Origin of the sequence: Micromonospora sp. NPDC051296 (assembly GCF_040682255.1) — a bacterium.
GTDB lineage: Bacteria > Actinomycetota > Actinomycetes > Mycobacteriales > Micromonosporaceae > Micromonospora > Micromonospora craterilacus.
In genome coordinates this window covers 1-7,251 of record NZ_JBFBAO010000354.1, presented here as the reverse complement: position 1 = coordinate 7,251, position 7,251 = coordinate 1, and the positions used below count along the sequence as shown (strand labels likewise).

Sequence of the window (7,251 nt, the reverse complement as noted above, 5' to 3'; positions counted from 1 at the left end):
CGGCTGGTGCGCTGAACGCCCGTCTCCGGCGGCTCCTGCCCGCACTCTGGGCGATGGGGCTGCTGCTCGTACCGACGATGATCTGGCACGGCTGGTCCGACCGCCCGGCCTGGCCGGCGTTCCTGACCTGGGTGGTTCCGCTCGCCCAACCGCCGGGCAGCGAATGGGCCGGTGACGTCACCGGCGTGCTGTGGTACCTGGTCACGTTCCTCTGGCTGGTGCTGCTCTCCCCGGTGCTACTCGCGCTCTACCGCCGCTGGCCGTTGCCGACCGTGCTCCTTCCGCTCAGCGTCGTGGTGACCCTGCAGATCGCGGCGCCGTCGCTCGGGCGCGCCGTGGTCGACTCCGTCGCCGTCGACGTGGCCACCTTCGGCGCCTGTTGGCTGGTGGGCTTCGCCCACCGGGACGGCCACCTGCGCCGGATCGGGTGGGCGACCCTGGTGCCGCTGGCCGGCCTCTGCATGGCGGCCGCGGCAGCCTGGGTCTGGACGCACCCCGAGGCCGGGCTCGACCTCAACGAGATCCCGGTCGCCCAGGCGCTCTACTCGCTCGGCTTCGCGTTGCTGCTGCTGCGGATGGCCCCGCGGATGACCTGGCTGTCCCGGGTACGACCACTCGACGGGCTGGTCACCGCGGTGAACAGCCGCGCGCTGACGATCTACCTGTGGCACAACGCGGCGATCACGGTCTGCTTCGTCGCCGGGGACATGTTCGGCACCTGGCAGCTCGGGACGCTCGGCTACCTCGCGATTGCCCTGGTGATCCTCGGCGCGGCCGTGCTGCTGCTCGGCTGGATCGAGGACATCAGCGCCCAGCGGAGGCCCCGGCTCGTTCCCTGGCCGGCCCGGCCGAAAGCGCAGCCGGTGGCGACCCGGCCGGCCCACGTACCGGAACCGATGCCGCCACGTCGGAACCGGATGACGGCGGGACGGTGACGTCGGCGGCGACGCTTCGAACGGGGCGTCGCCGCCGACGGCGGGGGCACGGTCAGCCGGATCTGCGCTGCCGGGGCAGCCACCCCATGAACCGCTCCTGGAGCGACCTACCGGCCGGCGCGGGCAGGTCCAGGGTGGCGGCGGCGAGGCAGGCGCCCAGGTAGACGGCCAACGTGGCGCGATCGAGCTGGTACTCCTTCAGCAGGCTGGCACGCTTCGCCTCGCACGGCCACTCTGCGCCGCAGGTCCCACAGGTCCAGTCCGGAGTCGACGGCGCGTGTGCCTCCGCCATGGACGGCGAGGATTCCGCAGCATCGGTCATCGCACTCTCCTTCCCCCCGATCGATGCTCGCCCCGAGGCAGTCGAGAATGGATGACCGTCGTAGGGGGCGATGCCTGATCAGCGCCGGAACACGAGCCGGTGTCACACCGTCGCAGAGTGTCGATCAGCCTGGCCGCCGCTCGGGCTCATTTCGGGCGGCGGGGCAGCCAGCCGAAGAACCGGTTCCGCAGCGAGGTCGCCCCGGGGGCGTGCAGGTCCTCGGCGGCGGCGGCCAGGCAGGCGCCCAGGTAGACGCTGAGCATCGCCCGGTCCTCGCCGTACTCGGTCAGCAGCCGGTCGCGTTTCGGCTCGCAGGGCCAGTCGGCGCCACAGGTGCCGCACGTCCAGTCGGGTGTCACCGGGGCGTGTTCCCGCGCCACCGGCGCGTTCCCGCCGGCCTCGGCCACCATGACATCCGAGCGATCCGCAACACCCGTCATCGCGCTCCCTTCCGCCTCACCCTGGACGGCGGATGAACACCCGCCGTCGGCCACACGTCACCCCCCGTGCCGAACACAAAGCGTCCGAGTACGGTCCTGTGTTACACGGTTGCGCTACGTTCACCAACCATGGCCACCGCGACTCGCCGCGCGCACGCGCACCCGGACCGCTCCTCGCCACCGGCGGACGCCACGAGACCGGACCGCCGGACCCGCCCCTGCGGAGCCCAAGATGCGTGACCTGCTGCCGCCGGCCGTCGCGGTGGCGGTGGCCGATCCGGACGACTGGGTCGGCCAGCTGCACGCCGCGGAGGCGGCCTGCCTCGGCGACCGCGCGGTGGCCAGCCGGCGCCGCGACTTCACCGCGGGTCGGGCGTGCGCCCGCCGTGCCATGGCCGCGCTGGGCCTGCCGCCGGTCGCCATTCCGGCCGCCGCCGACCGGTCGCCGGTCTGGCCGCCGGGGCTGGTCGGCACCATCACGCACACCCGCGGCTACTGCGCCGCCGCCGTCGCCCGCGACAGCGAGATCCGGTCGGTCGGCATGGACGCCGAGCGGCACAAGGAGCTGAGCCCGGGGGTACGCCGCCTGATCTGCCTGCCGGAGGAGGAGGAACGGTGCGGCCGGCTGCCCCCGGGCATCTCCTGGCCGGCGGTGGTGTTCAGCGCCAAGGAGACCGTGTACAAGATCTGGCACCCGCTCGTCGGCACCTGGCTGGACTTCCACGACGCGCTGGTGGAGCTCGACCCCGACGCCGGGACGTTCACCGCCCGGATCGCGCCGGCCCGGATCGACGCCGCCACGGTCGCCCACCCACCCGCGATGATCACCGGCCGGTTCGCGCTGGACGTGGACCTCGTCCGCACCGCCGCCACGCTGGCGCCGCGCTGAGCCGGCCGCCGCGTGGGGTTGCCGGCGCGCGGTAGCGTCAGGCGAACCGCGTCCGCGATCAGGTGCCCGAGGAGTACGGTGAGCCACCCCCAGCCCCCAGACGGGCCGCAGGACCCCTACCGGCCGAACCCGGAGCAGCAGCCGAGCGACCCCTGGGCGCCGCTGCCCCCGGTCGGGCCGACGCCCGGCCCGGCACCGGACGGAACGTGGGCCGCACCGCAGCAGCCCGAGGCCGCCGGCCCGTGGGCCGCACCGCAACCCCCCGGCACCGCTCAGCCGCCGATGTCCGGTGAGCCGTGGGCTCCGGTCTCCGGTGCCCCGCAGCCGCCCACCTCGGGTGCGCCGTACCCGCCGGGCGCCCCCTACCAGGCAGCCGGCCCCTACCCGCCGAGCGGCCCGCACCCGCCGAGCGGCGCTTACCCGCCCGGCGGGTACGGATATCCGCCCGGTGCGCAGCCGGTCGCCCCGAGCGGCGCCAAGAGCAACAAGACCATCTTGATCGTCGTGATCGTGGTGGTCGTCCTGGCGCTGCTCTGTTGCGTCGGTGGCATCGTCGCGCTCATCGCGGGCGCGAACCGGGCCGCCGAAGAGGCGTCCGAGTCGCTACCCACCCCGGCGGTCACCCGCGCCCTGCCGGAACCGCCGAGCAGCGCGCCCACCGAATCCGGCCCGCCCGCGCCGGCCAACGTCGGCGAGACGTTCAACATGCGGCCGGGAGACACCCTGGTCCTGACCGACAACGACGGCACCATCGAGATCACCGTGGCGAAGTTCCGCACCGTCACCGAGGGCTGTAGTTCGTTCGCGCCGAAACCGCAGAAGGGCCGCTACCTGATCGCCGACGTGACGTCCACGGTGACCAAGGGCACCGGTTCGATCAACCCGTTCTACTTCGAGTGGGTGGCCGACGACGGCACCACGGTCAACGGGCTGGTCGGCGCGCTGTCCGGCTGCGGGGATCCGCTCGGCTCGGGCAACAACCTGCGGGCGGGCAGCAAGCGGGCCGGCACGGTCGTCTTCGACGTGGCCGACACCAAGGGCGTTCTGGAGTACCGGCACCTCTTCGAGACCGCCGGCTCCTGGAAACCGTAGCTCCAGAGCCAGCCGGCGCAGCCGGGTGACCGGAGTTTTTGTCCTTAATGGACATCGCTACACTCCGCCCGGTGATCAACAAGAGATGGTCGCCAGCCGTCCTGCTCGGGCTGCTGGCGGCGACCACGCTGGCCGGCCCGGCGCCGGCATCGGCCGACGAAAAGGCAGAACCTGTCAGCGAGCCGCCCCGTGTCCAGCTGGTGCTGGACGTGAGCGGTTCGATGCGGGCCACCGACATCGACGGGCGCAGCCGGATCTCGGTGGCCCAGCAGGCGTTCGGCGAGGTGGTGGACGCCCTGCCCGATGAGACCCAGCTGGGCATCCGGGTGCTCGGCGCCACCTACAAGGGCAAGGACAAGCAGCAGGGCTGCCTGGACACCCAGCAGATCGTGCCGGTCGGCCCGGTGGACCGCGCCCAGGCCAAGGCGGCGGTGGCAAGCCTGCGCCCGACCGGATTCACCCCCGTCGGTCTGGCCCTGCGCGAGGCCGCAGAGGACCTGGGCACCGGCACCACCGCCCGGCGGATCGTGCTGATCACCGACGGCGAGGACACCTGCGCCCCGCCGGACCCGTGCCAGGTGGCCCGGGAACTGGCGGCTCAGGGCACCACGCTGGTGGTGGACACCCTCGGCCTGGCCCCCGACGAGAAGGTACGGCGGCAACTGCTATGCATCGCCGCCGCCACCGGCGGGACGTACACGGCCGCGACGAGCGCCGAGGACCTCACCGACCGGCTCAAGCAACTGGTGGACCGGGCCCGCGACACGTACGCCACCACGCCGGCGAAGGTCGACGGGACGGACGTGTGCCAGGGTGCGCCGCTGCTTGCCTCCGGCGTCTACACCGACCGGGAGACCTTCTCCGAGCACCGCTGGTACCGGGTGCCGGTCCAGCCGGGGCAGGAGCTGCGCGCCTCGGTCAGCGTGGCGCTCGACCGACCGGTCAACCCTGACTACGGCGTACTGCTGCGGGCCACCGCGTCGGACGGCCGCGAGTTGGTCCGCGGCGTGGACGCGGGCAGCGGACGCACCGATGTGATCTCGGCCGGCCTACGCTGGTCGGCCAGCGGGGACGTCGACGACACCGAGGGTGCCGAGCCGACCCCGCAAACCACCCCGACGCCGGAGGTGACCACCGTCTGCCTGGTGGTCAGCAACATGTTCTCGCCCAAGGCAGGCACCGAGAAGAACCCCGGCATGCCGGTCGAGCTGACCGTCGACGTGGTCGCCGCGTCCCCCGCCCCGGACGGGCCGGACCTGGGTCGGGGCTGGGTACTGCTGCTCCTGCTGACCCTGGCAGGCCTGCTCACCGGGCTCGTCACCGGCCTGCTCACCCGCTGGTGGGTGGCCACCTGGAGGGAGAACTGAGGATGCGTACCCGCTCGGCAACCGCGGCCGCGCTGCTGGCCGCCGGCGTCGTCCTGGCCCCGGCCGTGGCGATGGCCGCGCCCACCCTCACCCCCTCTCCCGGTGCCACCACCGTGACCAAGGCCGGCACCTCGTTCCTGAGCGCCACCCCGGTCGCCGCCGGCCAGCCGGTCCGGGTCGGCGCGTCGACCGGCGAATACCTCTACTGGTCGTTCCCGGCCGCCCCCGGCGAGACCCACGAGATCAGCGCGACGGTCTCCCTCGCCAAGAACCGCAGCAACGGCCGGTCGACCTGGACCGTGGAGGTCTTCGACGGGCTGCGCCGCCGGCAGGCGTGCACGGCCGGCGCGCAGACGCCGACCGCCGACGCCTCGGCGACCACGGTGGCCATCGGCTGCACCCTGCGGCGGGTCCGGCCCTGGGCCGAACCGTGGTCCGCCGACCCGCTGCCCGGCACGTACTACGTCCGGCTGGCGGTGGTCGACGTACCCGAAACCGACCTCGGTCTGCCGATCGACGTCGATCTGCTGATCTCCGCGACCGGCGACGCCGACACCTCGCCCGACGACGGCAAGCTGGAGGCACCGCTGGTGCCCCCCACCAACGCCGGCGAGGTGCTGGACTCGGTGCCGACGGTCGCACCGGAGGACGAGGACGACGGCGGCTGGAACCTCAACCTCACCGGCTGGCTGCCCGAGGCCGGCTCCCGGTGGATCTGGACCACGGCCGGCGGCGTGCTGGCCGCGGTGGCCGGCGTGTTCGGCTTCGCCCTCACCCGGCGCCCCTCCACCAGATGATTCCCTCTGCCCAGGTGGACTCCTTCACCAGGTAAGCCCCGCCGGCAGGTCGCGTCCAGGTGCGGGGCGCGACCTGCCGGCGGCCCCCCGCAACAGCACCACTTGCCCCGCCCCGCACAGCGGAAGACGGTCGATCGGCGCCCTGGCCCGCGCCAGTTGCGGCACCCCGCGCCGCCCACCTCAGTAGCCGGCAGATCTTGCTGCCCTCAGCTCCAGGCGATCTTGTCACTGCCAGGTCGCACCCGCGGTGCCACTGACGATCTGGTCGGCGGTCGCGGGTCCGGCCAAGGCCGGCGTCGAACCTCCTCAATGGTCGTCCTCCGGATGCTGCCGTCCCCAGCCCTCTTGTGGGGGCCTACGACCGTCTATTAGTTTGTTTAATATCCCGACGAAATCTCACTCTAGCGCGCGTGTTTGCGCGACACAGCCCCTTCTCGAAGGGAGACCGATGACACGTCAGATCCCCGGCGCGAGAGCCTCGCGCCGCAACTTCCTCGGCCTGGTGGGCCTCGGCGCGGCAGCCGCCGCCGGCGGCCCCCTGCTCGCCGGGTGCTCCGAAAAGCCGGCCGGCACCGGCGCCGCGCAGAACCTGGACGCCTTCGCCGACCTCCTGCCGACGCACAAGAACCTGGACCTGAGCATCAGTCCCGACGTCATCGGCACCCGCCCGGTGCCGGATGGGTACACCAGATACCCGAGCACGCTGGTCGACGCGATCACCGAGAAGCCCGGCACGAGCGGCAAGGAGATCACCGCGATGACCCCGGCGTGGGGTCCGGCGCCGCCCGGGATCGGTCAGAGCGCCTACCTCCAGGCGGTGAACGCCGAGCTGGGCACCCCGGTCAACTTCACCATCCAGGACGGCAACACGTACGCCGACAAGCTGAACGCCATGCTCGGCGCCCGGGACGTGCCCGAGCTGCTCTGCGTGCCGGGCTGGGAGGTGGAGAAGATCCCGCGCTTCTCCGAGGCGATCGGCGCGCTCTTCGAGGACCTGACCGACTACCTCAAGGGCGATGCGGTCAACGCGTACCCGATGCTGGCCACGTTCCCGACCGGTGCCTGGCGCAACGCGATCTGGAGCGGGCGCCTGGCGGCCGTGCCGAACCCCACCGACGGGCCGTTCCCGTGGGCGATGTTCACCCGCCAGGATCTGCTGGACGCGCGCGGCCTGGCCGCCCCGAAGTCGCTCGAGGAAATGCTTACCATTGCCAAGGAGGTCACCGACCCGGCCCGGAAGGTGTGGGCGTTCGACGACGTCTTCGCGATGATCCAGATGTACCACAAGGTGCCCGGCTCCAAGGGCGGGTGGCGGCTGAAGTCCGACGGGACGCCCGAGTTCAAGTACGAGACCCCGGAGTTCCGCCAGGCGCTGGAGGTCATGGCCAAGATCTACCAGGACGGGCTGG

At 72.6% G+C, this 7,251-nt stretch carries 8 protein-coding genes; 6 read left to right on the top strand and 2 right to left on the bottom strand.

Annotation, left to right across the window (positions count from 1 at the left end; all coding sequences use genetic code 11):
* Window positions 1-935, top strand: a 935-nt coding sequence (locus AB0M52_RS27650) for an acyltransferase (RefSeq protein WP_363959549.1), incomplete at its 5' end; no start/stop codon positions are given.
* Window positions 936-987: 52 nt separating this feature from the next.
* Here the strand turns inward: AB0M52_RS27650 and AB0M52_RS27645 are convergent.
* Window positions 988-1,257 (bottom strand): hypothetical protein, encoded by a 270-nt coding sequence (locus tag AB0M52_RS27645; RefSeq protein WP_363959546.1) that lies wholly within the window; start codon window positions 1,255-1,257, stop codon window positions 988-990.
* A 146-nt stretch (window positions 1,258-1,403) separates the two neighbouring features.
* Window positions 1,404-1,697: a hypothetical protein gene (locus AB0M52_RS27640; RefSeq protein ID WP_363959544.1), complete on the bottom strand. Its 294-nt coding sequence runs from the start codon at window positions 1,695-1,697 to the stop codon at window positions 1,404-1,406.
* A 232-nt stretch (window positions 1,698-1,929) separates the two neighbouring features.
* Between AB0M52_RS27640 and AB0M52_RS27635 the strand changes: the two genes are divergently transcribed.
* The 5 genes from AB0M52_RS27635 to AB0M52_RS27615 all read left to right on the top strand — a co-directional run.
* Complete coding sequence (locus tag AB0M52_RS27635) at window positions 1,930-2,586, top strand: 4'-phosphopantetheinyl transferase superfamily protein (protein WP_363959542.1); 657 nt, start codon at window positions 1,930-1,932, stop codon at window positions 2,584-2,586.
* Between the two features lie 78 nt (window positions 2,587-2,664).
* The gene (locus AB0M52_RS27630) at window positions 2,665-3,678 is read left to right on the top strand and encodes a hypothetical protein (protein WP_363959539.1); all 1,014 of its coding nucleotides are present in this window, start codon (window positions 2,665-2,667) and stop codon (window positions 3,676-3,678) included.
* A 71-nt stretch (window positions 3,679-3,749) separates the two neighbouring features.
* The gene (locus tag AB0M52_RS27625) at window positions 3,750-5,045 is read left to right on the top strand and encodes a VWA domain-containing protein (protein ID WP_363959537.1); all 1,296 of its coding nucleotides are present in this window, start codon (window positions 3,750-3,752) and stop codon (window positions 5,043-5,045) included.
* Between the two features lie 2 nt (window positions 5,046-5,047).
* Complete coding sequence (locus tag AB0M52_RS27620; protein WP_363959534.1) at window positions 5,048-5,842, top strand: peptidase; 795 nt, start codon at window positions 5,048-5,050, stop codon at window positions 5,840-5,842.
* A gap of 448 nt (window positions 5,843-6,290) precedes the next feature.
* A partial coding sequence (locus AB0M52_RS27615; RefSeq protein ID WP_363959531.1) for an extracellular solute-binding protein occupies window positions 6,291-7,251 on the top strand: 961 nt, incomplete at its 3' end.

Excerpts from the sequence above, each read along its gene's own strand:
- AB0M52_RS27645 (WP_363959546.1), bottom strand. The coding sequence starts at position 1,257 with ATGACCGATGCTGCGGAATCCTCGCCGTCCATGGCGGAGGCACACGCG.
- AB0M52_RS27640 (WP_363959544.1), bottom strand. The coding sequence starts at position 1,697 with ATGACGGGTGTTGCGGATCGCTCGGATGTCATGGTGGCCGAGGCCGGC.
- AB0M52_RS27635 (WP_363959542.1), top strand. The coding sequence starts at position 1,930 with ATGCGTGACCTGCTGCCGCCGGCCGTCGCGGTGGCGGTGGCCGATCCG.
- AB0M52_RS27620 (WP_363959534.1), top strand. The coding sequence starts at position 5,048 with ATGCGTACCCGCTCGGCAACCGCGGCCGCGCTGCTGGCCGCCGGCGTC.